This window comes from Streptomyces sp. NPDC030820, from assembly GCF_055572075.1.
Genome location: NZ_JBVIEB010000002.1, coordinates 441248 through 458713, shown reverse-complemented (window position 1 = coordinate 458713; position 17466 = coordinate 441248). Strand labels below are relative to the sequence as shown.

The 17466-nt window shown below is 69.6% G+C and carries 16 protein-coding genes; 10 read left to right on the top strand and 6 right to left on the bottom strand.

Annotated features, from left to right (window positions below):
- The first annotated feature begins 99 nt into the window (after nt 1-99).
- Both ACZ418_RS06690 and ACZ418_RS06685 read left to right on the top strand, forming a co-directional pair.
- A complete protein-coding gene (locus ACZ418_RS06690) occupies nt 100-1374 on the top strand; it encodes an amino acid deaminase (RefSeq protein ID WP_468357924.1) in 1275 nt (424 codons plus the stop codon).
- A gap of 21 nt (nt 1375-1395) precedes the next feature.
- Nucleotides 1396-3021: an N-acyl-D-amino-acid deacylase family protein gene (locus ACZ418_RS06685; RefSeq protein ID WP_468357921.1), complete on the top strand. Its 1626-nt coding sequence runs from the start codon at nt 1396-1398 to the stop codon at nt 3019-3021.
- Here ACZ418_RS06685 and ACZ418_RS06680 read toward each other — a convergent pair.
- Nucleotides 3018-3851 (bottom strand): trypsin-like serine peptidase, encoded by an 834-nt coding sequence (locus tag ACZ418_RS06680; RefSeq protein WP_468357918.1) that lies wholly within the window; start codon nt 3849-3851, stop codon nt 3018-3020. The genes ACZ418_RS06685 and ACZ418_RS06680 overlap by 4 nt on opposite strands.
- Before the next feature lie 211 nt (nt 3852-4062).
- Nucleotides 4063-4869, bottom strand: a complete 807-nt coding sequence (locus tag ACZ418_RS06675) for a hypothetical protein (protein WP_468357915.1) — start codon at nt 4867-4869, stop codon at nt 4063-4065.
- 211 nt (nt 4870-5080) lie between these two features.
- Here ACZ418_RS06675 and ACZ418_RS06670 point away from each other — a divergent pair, with 211 nt between their 5' ends.
- The 5 genes from ACZ418_RS06670 to ACZ418_RS06650 all read left to right on the top strand — a co-directional run bounded on the left by ACZ418_RS06670 (nt 5081) and on the right by ACZ418_RS06650 (nt 9782).
- Complete coding sequence (locus ACZ418_RS06670; protein ID WP_468357912.1) at nt 5081-6292, top strand: pyridoxal phosphate-dependent aminotransferase; 1212 nt, start codon at nt 5081-5083, stop codon at nt 6290-6292.
- Between the two features lie 110 nt (nt 6293-6402).
- Nucleotides 6403-6834, top strand: a complete 432-nt coding sequence (locus tag ACZ418_RS06665; RefSeq protein ID WP_468357909.1) for an SCO4983 family protein — start codon at nt 6403-6405, stop codon at nt 6832-6834.
- Between the two features lie 246 nt (nt 6835-7080).
- Nucleotides 7081-7635 (top strand): tetratricopeptide repeat protein, encoded by a 555-nt coding sequence (locus tag ACZ418_RS06660; protein ID WP_468357906.1) that lies wholly within the window; start codon nt 7081-7083, stop codon nt 7633-7635.
- Nucleotides 7636-7687: 52 nt separating this feature from the next.
- Entirely contained in the window at nt 7688-8962 is a 1275-nt protein-coding gene (locus ACZ418_RS06655) for a glycosyltransferase (protein ID WP_468357903.1), read from the top strand.
- A 232-nt stretch (nt 8963-9194) separates the two neighbouring features.
- Nucleotides 9195-9782 carry a tetratricopeptide repeat protein gene (locus ACZ418_RS06650; RefSeq protein WP_468357900.1) on the top strand — a complete coding sequence of 196 codons (588 nt, stop codon included), beginning with the start codon at nt 9195-9197 and terminating at the stop codon, nt 9780-9782.
- 54 nt (nt 9783-9836) lie between these two features.
- Here the strand turns inward: ACZ418_RS06650 and rfbD are convergent, their stop codons facing one another.
- Both rfbD and rfbB read right to left on the bottom strand, forming a co-directional pair.
- Complete coding sequence (rfbD, locus tag ACZ418_RS06645) at nt 9837-10748, bottom strand: dTDP-4-dehydrorhamnose reductase (RefSeq protein WP_468357897.1); 912 nt, start codon at nt 10746-10748, stop codon at nt 9837-9839.
- Nucleotides 10745-11719: a dTDP-glucose 4,6-dehydratase gene (gene rfbB / locus ACZ418_RS06640; RefSeq protein ID WP_468357895.1), complete on the bottom strand. Its 975-nt coding sequence runs from the start codon at nt 11717-11719 to the stop codon at nt 10745-10747. Before rfbB ends, rfbD begins: the two co-directional genes overlap by 4 nt.
- Nucleotides 11720-12136: 417 nt before the next feature.
- On the opposite strand from rfbB, the gene ACZ418_RS06635 reads away from it, so the two are divergent.
- Nucleotides 12137-12439 (top strand): hypothetical protein, encoded by a 303-nt coding sequence (locus tag ACZ418_RS06635; RefSeq protein ID WP_468357892.1) that lies wholly within the window; start codon nt 12137-12139, stop codon nt 12437-12439.
- Between the two features lie 318 nt (nt 12440-12757).
- Here the strand turns inward: ACZ418_RS06635 and rfbC are convergent, their stop codons facing one another.
- On the bottom strand, nt 12758-13402 hold the full coding sequence (rfbC, locus tag ACZ418_RS06630; protein WP_468357889.1) for a dTDP-4-dehydrorhamnose 3,5-epimerase: 645 nt from the start codon (nt 13400-13402) through the stop codon (nt 12758-12760).
- Nucleotides 13403-13432: 30 nt separating this feature from the next.
- Nucleotides 13433-14362, bottom strand: a complete 930-nt coding sequence (gene rfbA / locus ACZ418_RS06625; RefSeq protein ID WP_468357886.1) for a glucose-1-phosphate thymidylyltransferase RfbA — start codon at nt 14360-14362, stop codon at nt 13433-13435.
- Between the two features lie 150 nt (nt 14363-14512).
- Here rfbA and ACZ418_RS06620 point away from each other — a divergent pair, with 150 nt between their 5' ends.
- Together ACZ418_RS06620 and ACZ418_RS06615 are read left to right on the top strand one after the other, a co-directional pair.
- Nucleotides 14513-16054, top strand: coding sequence for a DUF2079 domain-containing protein (locus tag ACZ418_RS06620; protein WP_468357883.1), 1542 nt, complete (start codon nt 14513-14515; stop codon nt 16052-16054).
- Between the two features lie 315 nt (nt 16055-16369).
- On the top strand, nt 16370-17452 hold the full coding sequence (locus ACZ418_RS06615; RefSeq protein ID WP_468357880.1) for a hypothetical protein: 1083 nt from the start codon (nt 16370-16372) through the stop codon (nt 17450-17452).
- Nucleotides 17453-17466: the final 14 nt, after the last annotated feature.

Genomic DNA, 17466 nt, shown 5'->3' with positions numbered 1-17466 from the left:
GTGGCGGCTCCGTTGACCCGGTGTCGGCGAGATGCTAGACACCAGTTAGCAAAATGTGCAATGGCCGTTGCAGAGAGCGCAACGGTGGAGAGGGGCTCCATGAGCAGCAGCGAAGCGCTCGCCCGGCTGGCCGAGGAACGCGTCGACCACCGCTTCAAGGGCCTCCCGCCGGACGCCGACGGCCTCACCGTCGGTGAGCTGGCCGCCCAGCGCCGCAACCTCTTCGCCGAGGCCGACGGCTTCACCACGCCCGTCCTCGCGCTGTCCGCCGAGCGCCTGGAACACAACCTCGCGCTCATGGAGACGTACGCCGCCCGGCACGGCCTCGCCTTCGCCCCGCACGGCAAGACCTCCATGGCCCCGCAGCTCTTCCACCGCCAGATCGAGCACGGCGCCTGGGGCATCACGCTGGCGGTGCCCCACCAGGTGCGGGTGGCCCGGGCGTTCGGCGTCCAGCGGGTCTTTCTCGCCAACGAGCTGGTCGATGTCCCGGCACTGCGCTGGATCGCCGGCGAGCTGGCCGCCGACCCCGGCTTCCGGTTCGTCTGCTACGTCGACTCCGTGCGCGGTGTGGAATTGATGGACACCGCGCTCAGGGGCTCCGCCCGGCCCGTCGACGTGGTGGTCGAGCTGGGTGCGGGTGACGGTGCGCGGACCGGCGTACGGACGGAGGCCGAGGCCCGGGCCGTCGCCGATGCCGTGGCCCGTGCGCGGACGCTGCGGCTCGTGGGCGTCGCCGGTTACGAGGGCGAGGTGCCGCAGGCCGATCCGGCGCGGGTGCGGGCGTATCTGCGGCGGCTGGTGGCGCTCGTCGCCGGCCTCGATGGGGCCGGACTCCTCAAGGGCGCGGAGGAGATCGTGGTGAGCGCGGGCGGCAGTGCCTGGTTCGACGCGGTGGCCGAGGTGTTCGAGGAGATCCCCGAGCTCTCCCTCCCCGTGCTGAAACTGCTGCGCTCGGGGGCGTACGTCTCGCACGACGAGGGGCACTACCGCAGGCTCACCCCCTTCACCCGGGTCCCGGAGGAGGGTGCCCTGGAGCCCGCGTTCCGGCTGTGGGCACAGGTCGTCTCCCGGCCGACCCCGGAGCAGGCCTTCGCCAACGCGGGCAAGCGGGACGCGGCCTACGACCTGGACCTGCCCACCGCCCAGGTGGTGCGCCGGAACGGTGTCGAGCGCCCGGCCACCGGGATCACCGTGACCGGCCTGTCCGACCAGCACGCCTGGCTGCGCACCGACCCCGGCGCGGACGTCGAGGTCGGCGACTGGCTCGGGCTCGGGCTGTCCCACCCGTGCACGTCGTTCGACAAGTGGCAGCTGATCCCGGTGGCCGAGGCCGACGGGACGGTCGTCGACTACATCCGCACCTTCTTCTAGAGGACATCAGGGGGGCCTGGTATGGAGGACCTGGTCATCCGGGACGCCGACGTCGTGGACGGCAGCGGCGAACCGTCGTACCGGGCCGATGTGGTGATCGACGGCGGCCGGATCGTCGGAATCGTCAAGGAGGCCGCCGCGGCCGGCTGCCAGCGCCCGCGCGCCATGCGGGAGCTGGACGCGGAGGGCCTGGTCCTCTCCCCCGGCTTCATCGACATGCACGCCCACTCCGACCTCGCCCTGCTGCGCGACCCCGACCACAGCGCGAAGGCCGCGCAGGGGGTCACGCTGGAGGTCCTCGGACAGGACGGGCTGTCGTACGCGCCCGTCGACGACCGCACGCTCCAGGAGGTGCGGCGGGCGATCACCGGGTGGAACGGGTACGGCGACGACATCGACTTCGACTGGCGGTCGGTCGGCGAGTACCTGGACCGGCTGGATCGCGGGATCGCCGTCAACGCCGCCTATCTCGTCCCGCAGGGCACGGTCCGAGCGCTCGTCGTCGGCTGGGAGGACCGGGCGGCGACGCCCGAAGAGCTGGACCGGATGCGGCAGTTGGTCGCGGAGGGGATGGAGCAGGGCGCGGTCGGGCTGTCCTCCGGGCTGACGTACACGCCCGGCATGTACGCCCCGGACGCCGAACTGACCGAGCTGTGCCGGGTGGTGGCGTCGTACGGCGGCTACTACTGCCCGCACCACCGTTCCTACGGCGCCGGCGCCCTGGAGGCCTACGCCGAGATGGTCGCCCTGACCCGGGAGGCCGGGTGTCCGCTGCATCTGGCCCACGCGACGATGAACTTCGGCGTGAACGAGGGCCGGGCGCCCGAGCTGCTGGCCCTGCTCGACCGGGCCCTGGACGCCGGTGCGGACATCACCCTCGACACCTATCCCTACACCCCCGGCTGCACCACCCTGGCCGCGCTGCTGCCGAGCTGGGCGAGCGAGGGCGGCCCGGAGGAGATCCTGGCGCGGCTCACCGACCCGGCGGCGGCCGCGCGGATCCGGCACGACCTGGAGGTGACCGGCTCGGACGGCTGCCATGGCGTGCCCGTGGAGTGGGAGACGATCGAGATCTCCGGTGTCACCGACGGGGTCACCGATCCCGCGCTCGGCCGACTCGTGGGCCGTACCGTCCGGGAGGCGGCCGAGCTGTGTGGCGAAGCCCCGTGGGACACCGCCCGCCGGCTGCTGGTCGAGGACCGGCTCGGTACGACGGTCCTCCAGCACGTCGGCCACGAGGACAACGTCCGCACGATCATGCGGCACCGCACCCACACCAGCGGCTCCGACGGCATTCTGCGGGGCGACAAGCCGCACCCGCGCGCCTACGGCACCTTCCCGCGCTATCTCGGCCACTACGTACGGGAGTTGGGGATCCTGTCGCTGGAGGAGTGCGTCGCCCATCTCACGTCGCGGCCCGCGGCCCGGCTGCGGCTGCCGGACCGGGGGCTGGTGCGCGAGGGTCACCGGGCCGACCTGGTGCTGTTCGATCCGGAGACGGTGGCGCCGGGAGCGACCTTCGCCGAGCCCCGCGCGCTGCCGACCGGCATCCCGTACGTCCTGGTCGACGGCCGGTTCGTCATCGAGGACGGGAAGCGGACGGATGTGCTCGCGGGGCGGGCGGTGCGTCGTACGAGCGCCCGCTAGGGCTTGGGCAGGGTGCAGCCGGCCGCGCCGAGGTCCAGCTTGTTGCCCGTGGTGAAGCAGGCGGGGATCTGGTAGGTCTCCTCGGCGTAGTTGATGCCCTGGTGGATGGTGACGTTGCCGCTCTCGTCCACCTCGCACGGGTTGTTCTCCGTGCAGGTCTCGCCGTCCTCGTTGCCGGTGTTGTTGACGGCGACGACCTTGCCGGTGGTGGTGTCGATCACCGGGGAGCCCGAGGTGCCGCCGATGGTGTTGCACGCGGAGGTGTAGCGGACCGAGTCCTTCCAGGTCCAGTCGCCCTCCTTCAGCCGGTACGCGAAACCGTCGATGCTGCAGCTGTAGGTGCGCTTCCAGAATCCGGAGACGACCTTGATGGCGGTGCCGGCGGTGGGGCGGGTGTCGTTCACGGTGAGCGGGCTGATCCCGTACGCGCTCTTGATCCGCGCGTAGGTAGTGGTCAGCCGGTAGATCGTGACGTCCGTGTCCGTCATGGTCGAGTAGACGACCTGGTTGGCGCGGAGGGTGGCGACCTTGCTGCCGGAGGCGTTCAGCAGGCCGAAGGTGCGGCTGGAGGACTGGCCGGTGATGACCTCGCCGGGGTCCGGGAAGCCGGTCTCCAGGCAGTGGCCGTTGGTGAGCACGAGCGCGGGGTCGCTGTCGGCGGAGTTGGGGAAGCGGATGACAGAGCCGGAGCAGTTGCTGAGTGCCACGGTGCCGGCGTAGGTGACGGTCACCGCGGGCTTGACGGTGGTGTGCGGCGCGGCGACCGCGGGTGTGGCGCCCAGCCCGGCTATGGCCACGGAGGAGAGTGCGGCAAGGAGAGGCTTGTTCATGTGGGGTCCCCTCTGACGACTTGGGCGACCGGAGTTCTCCGGTCGCCCTTTCGTTTGTCATGCACATACTCAGTGCACGAGGGGGGCGGGAACAAGAAGCCGGCTCAGGTCATAGGGGTTTCCCTCTGCGGGCGCCGCGCCTGCGGGACACCCGGGCCGCCGGGCACGCCGAAAGCGCTGACGTCGGCTCCGGCGAAGACGCGTCCAGCCGTCAGCGGGGGCGCTTGGTGGCGCCGTGGCCATGGCCCCGGCCGCCGGGGAGGCCAGAGGTGGACGTGGACGGGTCGGCCGTGGTCGCGGTGGGCGCGGAGGCGCCGGAGGTGGCGGGGGCCGTGGTGGCCGGGCCGGTGCTCGCCTTCCCCTGGGACGCGCCCGCGGCCGGGGAGGCGGACGAGCGGGACGCCGAGGCCGAGTTGTCACCGGCCGTCGGGGTGGCCCCGGCCGAGGAGTCGGCGCCCGCAGCGGGGCTCGCGGTGGCGGAGTCGCCGACGACGGCGTGTTTGCCGCCGGCCGGACCGTCCGAGGCGGGGGAATCCGAGCCACCCGCCATGGTGGCGATCACCGCGACCGCGCCGGCGACTCCCAGCGCCCCGGCAACGGCCACGACCCGGCGGCGGCCGCCCGTGCGCCGCTCGGCGCGCCGCCGCTCGGCACGCCCCTCGCCCGGCCGGGACCGGCTGACCGGCTCGGTCATCCCGGTCGGCTCGGTCGGTCCGGCCGCCCCGGTCGGCTCAGCCAGTGCGGGCAGCTCACGGGTCTCGTCGTAGGCGGTCATCCAGCCGTGGGCGGCGGCCGGGTCGGCGTACTCGTCGTACGCCGGAGCGGAGACCGCCTGGGGGAGGTACACGTTCGGCGAGGCCGACGGCGCTTCACCGGCGTGCGGCAGCTGCGCGGGCGCCTGCGCGCGATCGGCGCCCGGCAGGGCCGCCTGCCCCGGCTCGGTGCCGTACCCGTTCGGCGGCACCTCGGGCGTTTCACCCGGTCCGCGTCTGCCGTCCGTCCCCGTCTCTCCGTGCATCCCCGCCCCACTCGCCTCGCTGTGCACCCAAGCCGCCCGCTCGAGCCCCCCTGACGACCCCGCCGCGCCGGCTCGACCGGCGGAGCGGCACAGCATTCTAGGGACGCAAGTGGCTCCTGAGACAGCCATCGACGATATCGGGGCAAACCGCCGTGTCTCACGTGGCGGAAAACACGACTCAAGTGGGGCGGACGGGCCGTAAGCTCACGACATGCAGGTGATCCAGTCGACCAAGCTCGCCAACGTCTGTTACGAGATCCGGGGCCCGGTTCTCGAGGAGGCCATGCGGCTTGAGGCGGCGGGACACCGCATCCTCAAGCTCAACACCGGCAACCCGGCCGCCTTCGGCTTCGAGTGCCCCCCGGAGATCCTGGAGGACATCCTCCGCAACGTCTCCACCGCCCATGGCTACGGCGACGCCAAGGGCCTGCTGGCCGCCCGCCGCGCCGTCGTCATGCACAACCAGACCATCGGCATCGAGACGGACGTCGAGCACGTCTTCATCGGCAACGGCGTCTCCGAGCTGATCGTGATGGCGATGCAGGGGCTCCTCGACGACGGCGACGAGGTCCTCGTACCGGCCCCGGACTACCCGCTGTGGACGGCGGCCGTCTCCCTCTCCGGCGGTACGGCGGTGCACTACCGCTGCGACGAGCAGTCCGACTGGATGCCCGACCTGGCCGACGTCGAGCGCAAGGTCACCGACCGCACCAAGGCGATCGTCATCATCAACCCGAACAACCCCACGGGCGCGGTGTACGACGAGGCGATGCTGAAGGGCCTGACCGACATCGCCCGCCGGCACAACCTGCTGGTCTGCTCCGACGAGATCTACGACAAGATCCTCTACGACGGCGCCACGCACACCCCGACCGCCAAGATCGCCCCCGACCTGCTCACCCTCACCTTCAACGGCATGTCGAAGGCGTACCGGGTGGCCGGCTACCGGGTCGGCTGGATGGCGATCTCCGGCCCGCGCGCCCACGCCGACTCCTACATCGAGGGCCTGACGATCCTGGCGAACATGCGGCTGTGCGCCAACATGCCGGGGCAGCACGGGGTGGTCGCCGCGCTCAGCGGACGCCAGTCGATCAACGACCTGGTGCTGCCGGGCGGCCGGCTGAAGGAGCAGGTGGACACGGCGTACGAGCTGCTGACGCAGATCCCGGGCGTGAGCTGCGTCCGCCCCAAGGGCGCGCTGTACCTCTTCCCGCGGCTCGACCCCCAGGTCTTCAAGATCAAGGACGACCGGCAGATGGTCCTCGACCTGCTGCGCCAGGAGAAGATCATGGTCGTCCAGGGCACCGGCTTCAACTGGCCCGAGCCGGACCACTTCCGGGTGGTGACCCTGCCGTCGGTCGGCGATCTCCGGGACGCGGTCACCCGGATCGGGAACTTCCTGGACGGATACAGCCAGCCGTAGCCGACGGGCACAGCCAACCGTAGTCGACGGACTCCATTCCGTGACCTGGCTCAACTTTAGACGAAATCCAAGCTAGGATGGTTTCCTGTCAGCGCACAGGAGGCCATCCCATGTACGAACCGATCCGCACGGGGCCTTCCCGCAGGTCCGTCCACAGCACGATGGCCGGGACCGCCTCCGACTTCCCCCACCGGTCGCGCGAGGAGGAACTGGACATCCAGCTCGCCGGCCACCTCGCCGCGCTGCTCGCCGTCACCGACGAGCTGCGCGGGGTGACTCCGTCAGCCGACCTGGATGCCGCGGCCGAGCGGCTCACCGAGCAGGTGGCCCGGCTCCGAGGAGGCCGCTCTCCGCTGCGGGCGACGCCGGCGGCGGCCGGCGATCCCGCGGCGCTGCACCGGCGTGCGCACGCCCTCGCCGGCCGTGCGCTCGTGGTCGCCGCCTCACGCGCCGACACCGCGGCGGCCATCCTCGCGGCCGAGCGGATGGACGCGCACACCGACGCCCTGTCGGAGTCGAAGGAACTGAGCACCACCGCCTGACCCCCATGGGGTCCCTCGATCGGCCCCGGTCCGCGTGCACCCGCAGCGACGCGCGGACCGGGCGCCATTTTTCGTGCGCGCGACGCGTACATTCGGGTGGACTGCACACCCCAAGTGGCCGCCAAAAGGCGGCCGCACCACCACTGCCTCGTAACGTCGGTGGAAATGACGGTGGTTCGGACTCCGACATCCATCGTCCCTCACTATTCCACGAGATATGACAAAGTGAAACGTAGGCAATTGTTGGTGGGGCTCTTCACTGCGGCTGCAGTTGCCACCGGAGTGACATCGTGGGCCATTCACGCGTACTCGGCAGCGCCCCCGGATTCCAAGGCTCCGTCATCAGCGGACCAGAATCTGCAGGATGCCGACAGCCTGTTGCAGGCCGGCATTGCGCAGCAGGAGAATCACGACACCCAAGGGGCCGACCGTACCTACCGGCGCGTCCTGGAGCTGGACCCGCACAACAAGTACGCCTGGTACAACCTGGGAGTCATGGCGCACGAGGCCGGCAGGACGGCCGATGCCCGTGTGTACTACGACAAGACGCTGAAGATCGACCCGGTGTTCACGTCGGCTCTCTTCAACGAGGCGCTTCTGCTGGAGTCGAGCGCTCCCGACCAGGCCGGCGCACTCCTGAAGCGTGTCATTGCCCGTAAACCCAGGGCGGCCGCGGCACATCTGCACCTCGGACGAATCCGAGCGCGGCAGAAGCGTGCCAAGGACGCCGTGGACGAGTTCCGTCGTGCAATCGCCTCCGATCCCTCACTGCGTTCCCAAGTCCCGGCGGAATTCCGGTGATTTACGACTCTTCAGCCTTCTCACCGACATCGAGCCAAGCAGGGAGCAACAGATGACGTCGACCGCGACACCGAGGTTCTCCGTCTTCACCCCCAGCCACCGGCCCCGTTTCCTCGATGAGTGCCTGGCAACCCTGCAGGCACAGACCTGTCCGGACTGGGAGTGGATCGTCCTGCTCAACAACGGCGCCCGATGGCGGCCGGACCGGCCCGACGACCGTGTCCGCATCGAGATCGCGGACAACGTGGACGGCGTAGGGGCTGCGAAGCGCAGGGCCTGTGAACTGGCGCGCGGCGAGATCCTCGTGGAACTCGACCACGACGACCTGATGGCGAAGTCGTGCCTGGCCGAGGTCGGCAAGGCGTTCGACGAGAATCCCGACGCTGTCTTCGTCTACAGCAACACCGCGCAGATCACCGAGGACGGGGGGCGGGACGACAGCCGTTTCGACGAGACGTTCGGCTGGCAGTACGAGGAGGTGGACGTCGACGGCCGCAAGCTGCTGCAGGTCATCTCCCTGGCGCCGACGCCGCACAACGTCGCCTACATCTGGTACGCGCCCAACCACGTGCGGGCGTTCCGCAAGAAGAGCTACGAGAAGGCCGGCGGGTACGACGCCGAGCGGACGGTTCTGGACGACCAGGACCTGATGTGCCGCCTCTTCCACATCGGCGACTTCCACCACATCAACCGCTGCCTCTACCTCCAGCGGGTTCACCCCGAGAACACCCAGCGCGACCCGGAGATCAACGCGCACATCCAGCGCGAGACGGTCGCCCTGTACGACAAGTACATCGAGGCCAACGCCCTCGCATGGACCTACCGGCGCGGACTGATCGCGTTGGACCTCGGCGCGGCCCACCGGAAACCGCCGGGCTACGTCGGCGTGGACCAGCGGCCGGGAGACGGTGTCGACATCGTCGCGACCCTGCCCGGGAAGCTGGACCTGCCCGACGGCTCCGTCGGCCTGATGCGGGCGGTGGACTTCCTCGAATACGTGCCCGCGAAGGTGCCGCTGATCAACGAGCTGTACCGGCTGCTGGCGCCTGGCGGCATGCTCCTCACCATGACGCCCAGCTCCGACGGCCGCGGCGCCTACCAGGACCCGACGCACGTCGCCTACTACAACGAGAACTCGTTCTGGTACTACACGGACAACCAGTTCCGCACCTTCGTGCCGGACCTGGAGGCCCGGTTCCAGTCGTCGCGGCTGGTCACCTACTTCCCGAGCGAGTGGCACTCCCAGAACGACATCTCGTACGTGGTCGCGAACCTCATCGCGATGAAGGACGGCGCCCCGCGATGCGGCGGAAAGCTCCTCGTCTAGGCCCTCCGAGACATTGGGCGCCCGGTGGACCGCAAGGTCCCCACCGGGCGCCTTCGGCGTCTGCGGGCCGGAAGACCTCCTCGTGTACTTCGCCTCGTGCATTCGAGTGATCTGAACGCCTCTCGCGCCTGCCGTACGACAGCACCAATAGGGGTGCCTCGTAACGTCGGTGAGGACGAACCGAGACTGGCGAACTCCATCCGTTCCGCCACCTTCCACGAAAAGTGACCAAGTGAAACGTACGAGATTGTGGGCAGGGCTCGCCACGGCGGCGACGGTTGCCACCGGGGTGACCGTCTGGGCGATTCATTCCCCGTCGGCCGAGTCACCGGAATCCAAGGCCGCTTCAGCGACCCGGAACGCGAAGTCGGTGGATGCGCTGCTGAAGTCCGGCCTCCAGCGCCAGATTCAGCAGGATTCCCCTGGGGCCGCCCAGGACTACCGGCGCGCTCTGGAACTGGACCCCAAGAACAAACAGGCCTGGTACGGCCTCGGGCTCGTCGATCAGCAGTCCGGTCGGACGGAGAATGCCCGGGCAGAGTTCGACAAGGCGCTCGAAATCGATCCGCACTTCATGTCCGCTCTCCACAGCGAGGCGTACATGCTGCGAACGAGCGACCCGGACCGGGCCATTGACCTCCTCAAGCGTGCCGCTGCCATCGATCCCAAGGTGCCAATGACCCAACTGCAACTGGGTCGGCTCCTGGCGGAGAACCACCACAAGGGCGAGGCCGAGGCCGCGTTCCGTCGTGCGGTCGCCACCGATCCCAAGTCCCTCTCCCAAGTGCCACAAGAGTTCCGGGACGCCGTGGGCCGATGAGTGCCCGGCGCCCGGCAGGCGCCCGGCGGACCGTGGGGTTCCGCCGGGCGCCTGTCATGTGCGCAGGGCGCTGATGCGCGCCGCGGCGGCCGGTGCGGCGAACTCGGGCGCCTTCAGGGCGGCCGTCAGCTGGTCGTCCCATGGGGAAAGGGGCTGCAGGCCGGCCCGCAGCCAGTTGCCGTGGCCGAGGACACCGAAGGCCGGACGGGTGGCGGGACGCGGGAACTTGTCCGAGCCGACCGGGCGGATCCGCTCGGGATCGAGACCGCTGAGCCGGAAGGTCTCACGCGCCAGGCCGCACCATGTGGTGCGGCCTGCCGCCGTGCCGTGGTAGATGCCGGCCGGTGCCCGTCCGGTCAGCGCGGCGCGGCCGAGGGCGGTCAGCTGCCGGGCGAGCGCCCGGGACCAGGTTGGCTGACCGTGCTGGTCGGCCACCACGTCCAAGGTCTCGCGCCGGGCGGCGAGTTCGAGCATGGTGGCCACGAAGTTCGGGCCGTGCGCGCCGTAGAGCCAGGCGGTGCGCACGATGTAGCCGGTACGCGGCAGCAGTTCGACGACCGCCCGCTCCCCCGCCAGTTTGCTTCGCCCGTACGCGTTGACGGGCCCCGTCGGCGCGTCTTCCGGGTACGGGCGGCGGGCGTCGCCCGGGAAGACGTAGTCGGTGGAGATGTGCAGCAGGATGGCGTCGGCGTCCGCACACGCGTGGGCCAGGTGGCGGACGCCCGTGCCGTTCACGGCTGTGGCCGCCGCCTCGGACCGCTCGGCACCGTCGACGTCCGTCCATGCGGCACAGTTGACGACCACTCGGTGACCGGCGACGGCGGCGCGCACGGCTGTCGGGTCGGTGATGTCGAGCCTGTCCCGGCTCAGTCCCGTCACCCTGGCGTCCGGATCGAGGGCGAGCTCGGCCAGCACGTCCTGGCCGAGGAGCCCGCGCGCACCGGTCACCAGCCAGCTCGTGGTCATCGCAGCTCGGCCCTCTCCTTGAGGGGCTCCCACCAGGAGCGGTGCGCGCGGTACCAGGCGACCGTGGCGGCCAGGCCCTCCGTGAAGGACACCTGCGGGACATAGCCGAGGTGCTCCCGGATCTTGCTGTCGTCCAGCGCATAGCGCAGGTCGTGGCCCTTGCGGTCGGCGACGTACTCGACCCGGTCCCAGCCCGCGCCGACCGCGTCCAGCAGCAGTCCGGTGAGCTTGTGGTTGCTCAGCTCGGTTCCGCCGCCGATGTTGTAGACCTCCCCGGACCTGCCGCCGTGCAGGACCAGGTCGATGCCCCGGCAGTGGTCGGAGACGTGCACCCAGTCGCGGATGTTGCGGCCGTCTCCGTAGAGGGGGACCGTCTTCCCGTCGATGAGGTTGGTGATGAAGAGCGGGACGACCTTCTCGGGGAACTGGTACGGCCCGTAGTTGTTGGAGCACCGGGTGATCACGACGTCGAGTCCGTGGGTGCGGTGGTAGGCGAGCGCCAGCAGGTCGGAGCCGGCTTTCGAGGCGGAGTACGGGGAGTTCGGCGCCAGAGGCCACCCCTCGGTCCATGAGCCCTCGCTGATCGAACCGTAGACCTCGTCGGTGGAGACGTGGACGAAGCGGCCGACGCCGTGCCGGTGGGCCGCGTCCAGGAGCACCTGAGTGCCCATCATATTGGTGCGGACGAACGGCCCGGCCCCGTCGATCGACCGGTCCACGTGCGACTCGGCGGCGAAATGGACCACCGCGTCCTGGCCCGCCATCACCTGGTCGACCACGTCCGGGTCGCAGATGTCGCCGTGGCGGAAGGTGAAACCCGGGTGTTCCGCCACCGGTGCCAGATTGGCTTCGACCCCCGAATAGGTGAGTTTGTCGAGGACGGTGATCCGCGCTGCCGGATCCGAACTCAGATTTCGGCGGACAAATTCCGAACCGATGAATCCAGCACCGCCGGTCACAAGGATGCGCATAGTACTCCGAGTCTTTCTTGCTGCCCGGAGTCCGGCATCAGAGCCGCAGACGCCAGGTCGCGGGCGCGGACACAAAGCGGACGGTGCCCGCGAGGCCGAAGCCTCGGGGGCACCGTCACTAGTTCCCATGTGGAGCGGTCGACCCGTACGGTACCGCCGCTCGCGTGGGATTCAGTGGGCGTTGCAGACCACGAACGCGGTGATGGTGGCGGTGCCAGGAGCCGTGACCACGGTAGCCGGGGTCCCAGCCTGCCACCCGTTGGGGATGGTTCCATCAGGGCCGACGGGAAGGGGCCTGTTGATGGAGATGTTGCCGCCGGTGGCTTCGTATCCGCCGCCGGTGGCCACGTCGCCGGTGTTGCAGAAGACTTCCGCGTGGTGGACGTTCTCGTCGACAGTAACGCTCTTGTAGTACGTGTGGACGCCGCTGGCGCCCTGCGCGCCCTGGGCGCCCTGGGCACCCTGAGCACCCTGCGCACCCTGGGCACCCTGAGCGCCTTGGGCGCCCTGCGTGCCCGCCGCGCCCGCCGCGCCCTGCGCACCCTGCGCGCCCTGCGGACCCTGCGGACCCTGCGGACCCTCCTTGCCCTGCGCGCCCTGGGCACCCTGGGCGCCCTGCGGACCCTGCGGACCCTGCGGACCCTGGGGACCCTGCGGACCTCGCTTGCCGGGCTTGCCGTCATGGCCGTCATGGCCGCCATGGCCGCCGGCCACGTCTAGGTACGTGTTGCTGGACGCCGCCTGGGGCACAGAGCTCGACCGGTGGATCGCGTCGGCGATGGCCACCGAGCTCTGTCCAACATTGAGCGCCACCGCGAGAGCGCCCGCGGATACGAGCGTGGCGGACCTCAGGCGTGAACTTCGGATCGTTCTACGGTTCAAGAGAACCTTCCTCAGTGACTGGGAGTCAGACCGCAAGCGCGCGCACAGTGGTGCGCTTTCCGCATGCGCGTCACGTCGCCTCTGGCTACGGACAAATCCATTCTTAAACTGGCGGCAACTGAATGGTTACGGGTCACGCCGCGAGTTGCGCCAAGGTCACCCGTGCGGCCTCAATGAACCTACTTCCTCCGCGCATTCCCCGCGGATTCCTTCGACGAGCCCTCTGCGATACGCGATGCAGTCCTCGAAGGACGGCAGCAGGCCGAGTCGCCTGGCTTCCTCCAGCGTTGGCGCAGCAGCGTCCTTGCCGGAAAGGCGGGGGGTGAGTTCCTCGGGCCAGGAGATGGCCAAATCGGGGTCGAGCGGGTTGATCCCGTATTCGCGGTGCGGCGCGTATCCCTCTGAACAGAGGTAGATGACGGTTGAATTATCCTCCAGAGCCATGAAGCCATGGCCCAGGCCTTCAGAGATATAGACGCAGCGGTGCGTCGTGTCGTCGAGCCTGACCGCTTCCCATTTTCCGAAGCTCGGAGAACCGGTGCGGATGTCGACCACCACGTCCAGGACGGCACCGCTGACGCAGGTGACGAACTTGGCCTGGCCCGGTGGGACCGATGCGTAGTGGATGCCGCGGACAGTGCCGAGAACGGAGCGCGAGCAGTTGGCCTGCGCGAGTCGGAGTCCCTGGCCGGTGGAATCAAGAAACCGTTCCCCCTTGAACCACTCATGGAATCTACCCCTGGTGTCCGTGAACACCTGGGGCGTGTCCACCCAGGCCCCTTCGATACCGAGTGGCTCCATGTGAATGCTCCTTTTCATCTGACAACCGGCTCAGGGCCGGCCGAGCGATTCCTGGTGGCGCGATCCGCCGCTTCTCTGGGGCAGGACGACATGCCGGTAGTCCTCCAGCAGCCCCAGCAGGTAGTGGCCGTATCCGCTCTTGAGCAGGGGCTGGGCCAGTTCCCGGAGCCGGTCGTCATCGATCAGGCCGGCACGCCACACCGCTTCCTCCACGCACCCCACCTTGAAGCCCTGGCGCTCCTCGATCACCCGGACGAACTCCGACGCCTGCATCAGGGAAGTGAAGGTCCCGGTGTCCAGCCATGCGGTTCCGCGGTCCAGCCGGGTGACCTGCAGCGTTCCGGCTTCCAGATAGACCCGGTTGAGGTCGGAGATCTCCAACTCGCCCCGGGCACTGGGTCGCAGAGCGCGGGCGATTTCCACGACGTGATGGTCGTAGAAGTAAAGGCCGGGCACGGCGTAGCGGGACTTCGGCCGGGCCGGTTTCTCTTCGATGGACAGTGCCCGGCCCGCCTCGTCGAACTCCACCACGCCGTAGGCCGAGGGGTTGGCGACCTGGTAGGCGAACACCCTCCCGCCCTTGAGGTCGTCGTGGCGGGCGAGCCGGGTACCGAGGCCGCTGCCGTAGAAGATGTTGTCGCCCAGGATCAGGGCCACCGATTCGTCGCCGATGAAGTCGGCCCCCAGAAGGAAGGCCTGGGCAATTCCCTCCGGACGCTCCTGCGCCCTGTACTCGATTCGTAGGCCGAGTTGACTCCCGTCGCCGAGCAAGCGGCGGAATTGATACTGGTCTTCGGGGGTGGTGAGGACGAGAATCTCGCGCACACCGGCCATCACCAGTGTGGAAAGCGGGTAATAGACCATCGGTTTGTCGAAAATCGGCAGCAGTTGCTTCGATACCGAGCGGGTCAGTGGCCACAGTCGCGAGCCGGTACCCCCGGCCAGGAGAATTCCGCGCATGGCTGCACCATAGGTGGATTTCCTATCGGTGCCACCGGCCGGTCGGCCATTCGGTGGATTCTCGGCACACGGAAGTTCGGTCGAGTCCGAATGCCGCATGCTGCTGGCATCTTGATGGCCGCAAGTCTCTGCTTCCCGAGGGAGCTCCCGATGCAAACACCGCTCGTCGACGGCGCGACAGTTCCGGCGCAGCAACAGGGTCATGAAAAAGCGGGGGTGGCCGAACCACCGCGCAAAGGCCGCTTCGACGGCACATGGTGGGTCTGGGCCATGGCGGGAGCGCTGTTCGTGATGTACGCGGCGGTGTCACTGCGACTCCACCAGCGGATGCTCACGAGCAGCTACGACCTGGCAATCTTCCAACAGGTCGTCCGCTCGTACGCGGAAGGACACCTGCCGGTCTCCGAGGTGAAGGGCCAGGGCTTTCCCGTCCTGGGGGATCACTTCTCCCCGATCCTGGCGCTCGTGGCACCCTTCTACCTGGTGTGGCGACGAGCAGAAACACTCCTCGCCGTACAGGCCGCGCTCCTCGCCGTGAGCGTCGTCCCGCTGACTCTCTGGGCGCGCCGAGCCCTGGGCCCCCTGGCCGGCGCGGTGATCGGTGCCTGCTACGGGCTCTCCTGGGGAATCGCGAGTGCGGTCGGCTACGACTTCCACGAAGTGGCGTTCGCCGTTCCCCTCTTGGCGTTCTCGCTGACCGCCCTCGGGAACGGCCGGCTGACCGCCGCGGCATGCTGGGCCCTACCCCTGTTGCTCGTGAAGGAGGACCTCGGGCTCACGGTTCTCGTCATCGGTCTCGTCATCGCCCGGCGAGGCGACCGCAGGCTCGGAACGCTCACGGCCGTGGCGGGCCTTGCCGGGTCTGCGCTGGCCCTGTTCGTGGTCCTGCCGGCCTTCAACCCCGGCGGGTCCTTCGCCTATTGGTCTCTGCTGCAGGATCCCGCCGCAGGTGGCCAGGGGGCGGCCGAGGGCAGTGCGGGCGGTCTGCTTGATGTGCTCCACCAGGGCACCATCGGTCTCCTCACCCCACTGCCCAAGGTGACGACCTTCGTCCTCATGCTCGCTCCCACCCTGTTCCTGGCGTTGCGGTCGCCCCTGCTGTGGGTCGCCCTGCCCACGCTGGTGTGGCGCTTCGCGTCGAACAACAGCCTGCACTGGGGGACCAGCTTCCACTACTCGCTCGTCCTGATGCCGATCGTCTTCGCGGCCTTCGTCGACGCCCTGGTGCGGCGCGGGACGAGCGGACGCGGCCTGCGCCGCTACCTCGCGGGCTCCGCCGCGATCACTCTCGTGATCCTTCCGAGCTTCCCCCTGTTCCAGCTCGCCCAGCCCGAGACCTGGCGAACCGACTCTCGCGTCACCGTCGCCCGTCGGCTGATCGCCATGATCCCCGACGGCGTCACGGTCCAGGCATCCGACCATCTGGGACCCCAGCTCGCCGACCGCACGAGCGTCGGCCTCTACGGCTCCCCCGGCAGCCGCCCCGATCCCCAGTGGATCATGGTGGACACCGAGGTGCCGGACGAACTGCGAGGGTGGCCGGGCCAGCCGCTCAGCGTCGAGGCGGAGCAGCAGCGCCTGGCAGCCAACCTCGGCAACGGATACGACCTGGTGGCCTTGCAGGACGGCTACATGCTGCTGCACCGCCGGACGGCGACGACGGGCTCGCACCGGCCCCCGACCGCCCCCTGACCCTCTACGACGGTACAGCGGCCGGTCGCGCGAGGAGGAGCTGGACAGCCGACTCGCCGGCCACCTCGCCGGCCGTGCGCTCGTGGTCGCCACCGCACGCGCCGACACCGCGGCGGCACCACCGCCTGCCCCCCACGGGGCCCCTGGATCGGCCCCGGTCCGCGTGCACCCGCAGCGACGCGCGGACCGGGAGCCATACACTGCGCGTCGGCTTCGGCACTTCTTGGGGCGCGTTGCAGTGCCGGGTCCGGTATGTCACCCACCGTTCATCGGTCGCCGCGGGGAATGTTGGCTTCCGGGAGCACGCTCCCCGGCGTGAGACGTATCGCTGGAATCGTCCTCGCCGTGCTGCTGATCGGTGGCGTGGTGGCCGCTGTCGTCGCGGGCCGGCAAGGGGAGGACAAGGGCACGGCAACGAAGACCGTGCGTGGCGTGATCGGGTCGGAGAAGGCGGACTTCTTCGCAGATCCCGATGTGGTGAAGGCCCTGGCCGCCAAGGGCTACACCGTGAAGACCGAGGCATCCGGGTCCTGGGCCATGGAAGGGCTGGATCTCAAGGGGTACGACTTCGCCTTTCCGGGGAGCCAGGCCCCCGCCGACGCGCTGGCCGCGAAGTACCACGCGCAGGAGCCGCTGCCCCGGCCGTTCTACTCGCCGCTGGTCGTCGTCGCCCACCGCAGTGCCGCCGACGTGCTCGCGGCGAACGGGCTGGCCGTACTCGACGGGAAGCACCGCGGCACGCTCAGGATGGCCGCGTACCTGGACGCCGCCCGGCGCGACCGGACCTGGCAGCAGCTCAAGGGGGCCCAGGCGCACGGGGAGCTGACCGGCACGCTCTACATCGCGAGCACCGACCCCGAGAGCTCCAACTCCGGTGCGCTGTACCTCGCCGCCGCCTCCTACGTCGCCAACGGCGGCAAGGTGGTCGCGAGCCAGGCCGACGTCGACCGCACCGCACCCCTGCTGCACAAGCTGGTCAGCGTCCAGGGCGCCCAGCAGTCCAGCAGCGACGCGGTGTACCGGGACTTCGTCAGCGGCGCCGGAAATCCGCTGGTGCTGGTGTACGAGGCGCAGGTCGCCTCGCTGCTCGTCCAGCAGCACGGCGCCGGCGCCGACGACCTCGTGGTCCTCTACCCGGACACCACCGTCAACAGCGACCACACCGTCGTACCGCTCGACGCGACCGGCCGGGCGCTGGGTGAACTCCTGAGCACCGATCCGACGTTGCTCAAGCTCGCCGTCCGGCACGGATTCCGGCCGCAGGGCGACGCCGCCGAGTTCGTCGCGGCCACCGCCGGACAGTCCGTATATCTGAACCAGACGCTCACCGGCGTCCGGCAGGCGCCCGTGCCCACCTCCCAGGTGCTGCACGAGATGGCCCGCCGGGCGCGCGGATAACCGGGGGGACAGTA

Excerpts from the sequence above, each read along its gene's own strand:
- ACZ418_RS06655 (WP_468357903.1), top strand. The coding sequence starts at position 7,688 with ATGACGTCGACCGCGACACCGAGGTTCTCCGTCTTCACCCCCAGCCAC.
- ACZ418_RS06690 (WP_468357924.1), top strand. The coding sequence starts at position 100 with ATGAGCAGCAGCGAAGCGCTCGCCCGGCTGGCCGAGGAACGCGTCGAC.
- ACZ418_RS06675 (WP_468357915.1), bottom strand. The coding sequence starts at position 4,869 with ATGCACGGAGAGACGGGGACGGACGGCAGACGCGGACCGGGTGAAACG.
- rfbC (WP_468357889.1), bottom strand. The coding sequence starts at position 13,402 with ATGGAGCCACTCGGTATCGAAGGGGCCTGGGTGGACACGCCCCAGGTG.
- rfbA (WP_468357886.1), bottom strand. The coding sequence starts at position 14,362 with ATGCGCGGAATTCTCCTGGCCGGGGGTACCGGCTCGCGACTGTGGCCA.
- ACZ418_RS06670 (WP_468357912.1), top strand. The coding sequence starts at position 5,081 with ATGCAGGTGATCCAGTCGACCAAGCTCGCCAACGTCTGTTACGAGATC.
- ACZ418_RS06685 (WP_468357921.1), top strand. The coding sequence starts at position 1,396 with ATGGAGGACCTGGTCATCCGGGACGCCGACGTCGTGGACGGCAGCGGC.
- rfbB (WP_468357895.1), bottom strand. The coding sequence starts at position 11,719 with ATGCGCATCCTTGTGACCGGCGGTGCTGGATTCATCGGTTCGGAATTT.
- rfbD (WP_468357897.1), bottom strand. The coding sequence starts at position 10,748 with ATGACCACGAGCTGGCTGGTGACCGGTGCGCGCGGGCTCCTCGGCCAG.
- ACZ418_RS06680 (WP_468357918.1), bottom strand. The coding sequence starts at position 3,851 with ATGAACAAGCCTCTCCTTGCCGCACTCTCCTCCGTGGCCATAGCCGGG.
- ACZ418_RS06620 (WP_468357883.1), top strand. The coding sequence starts at position 14,513 with ATGCAAACACCGCTCGTCGACGGCGCGACAGTTCCGGCGCAGCAACAG.
- ACZ418_RS06665 (WP_468357909.1), top strand. The coding sequence starts at position 6,403 with ATGTACGAACCGATCCGCACGGGGCCTTCCCGCAGGTCCGTCCACAGC.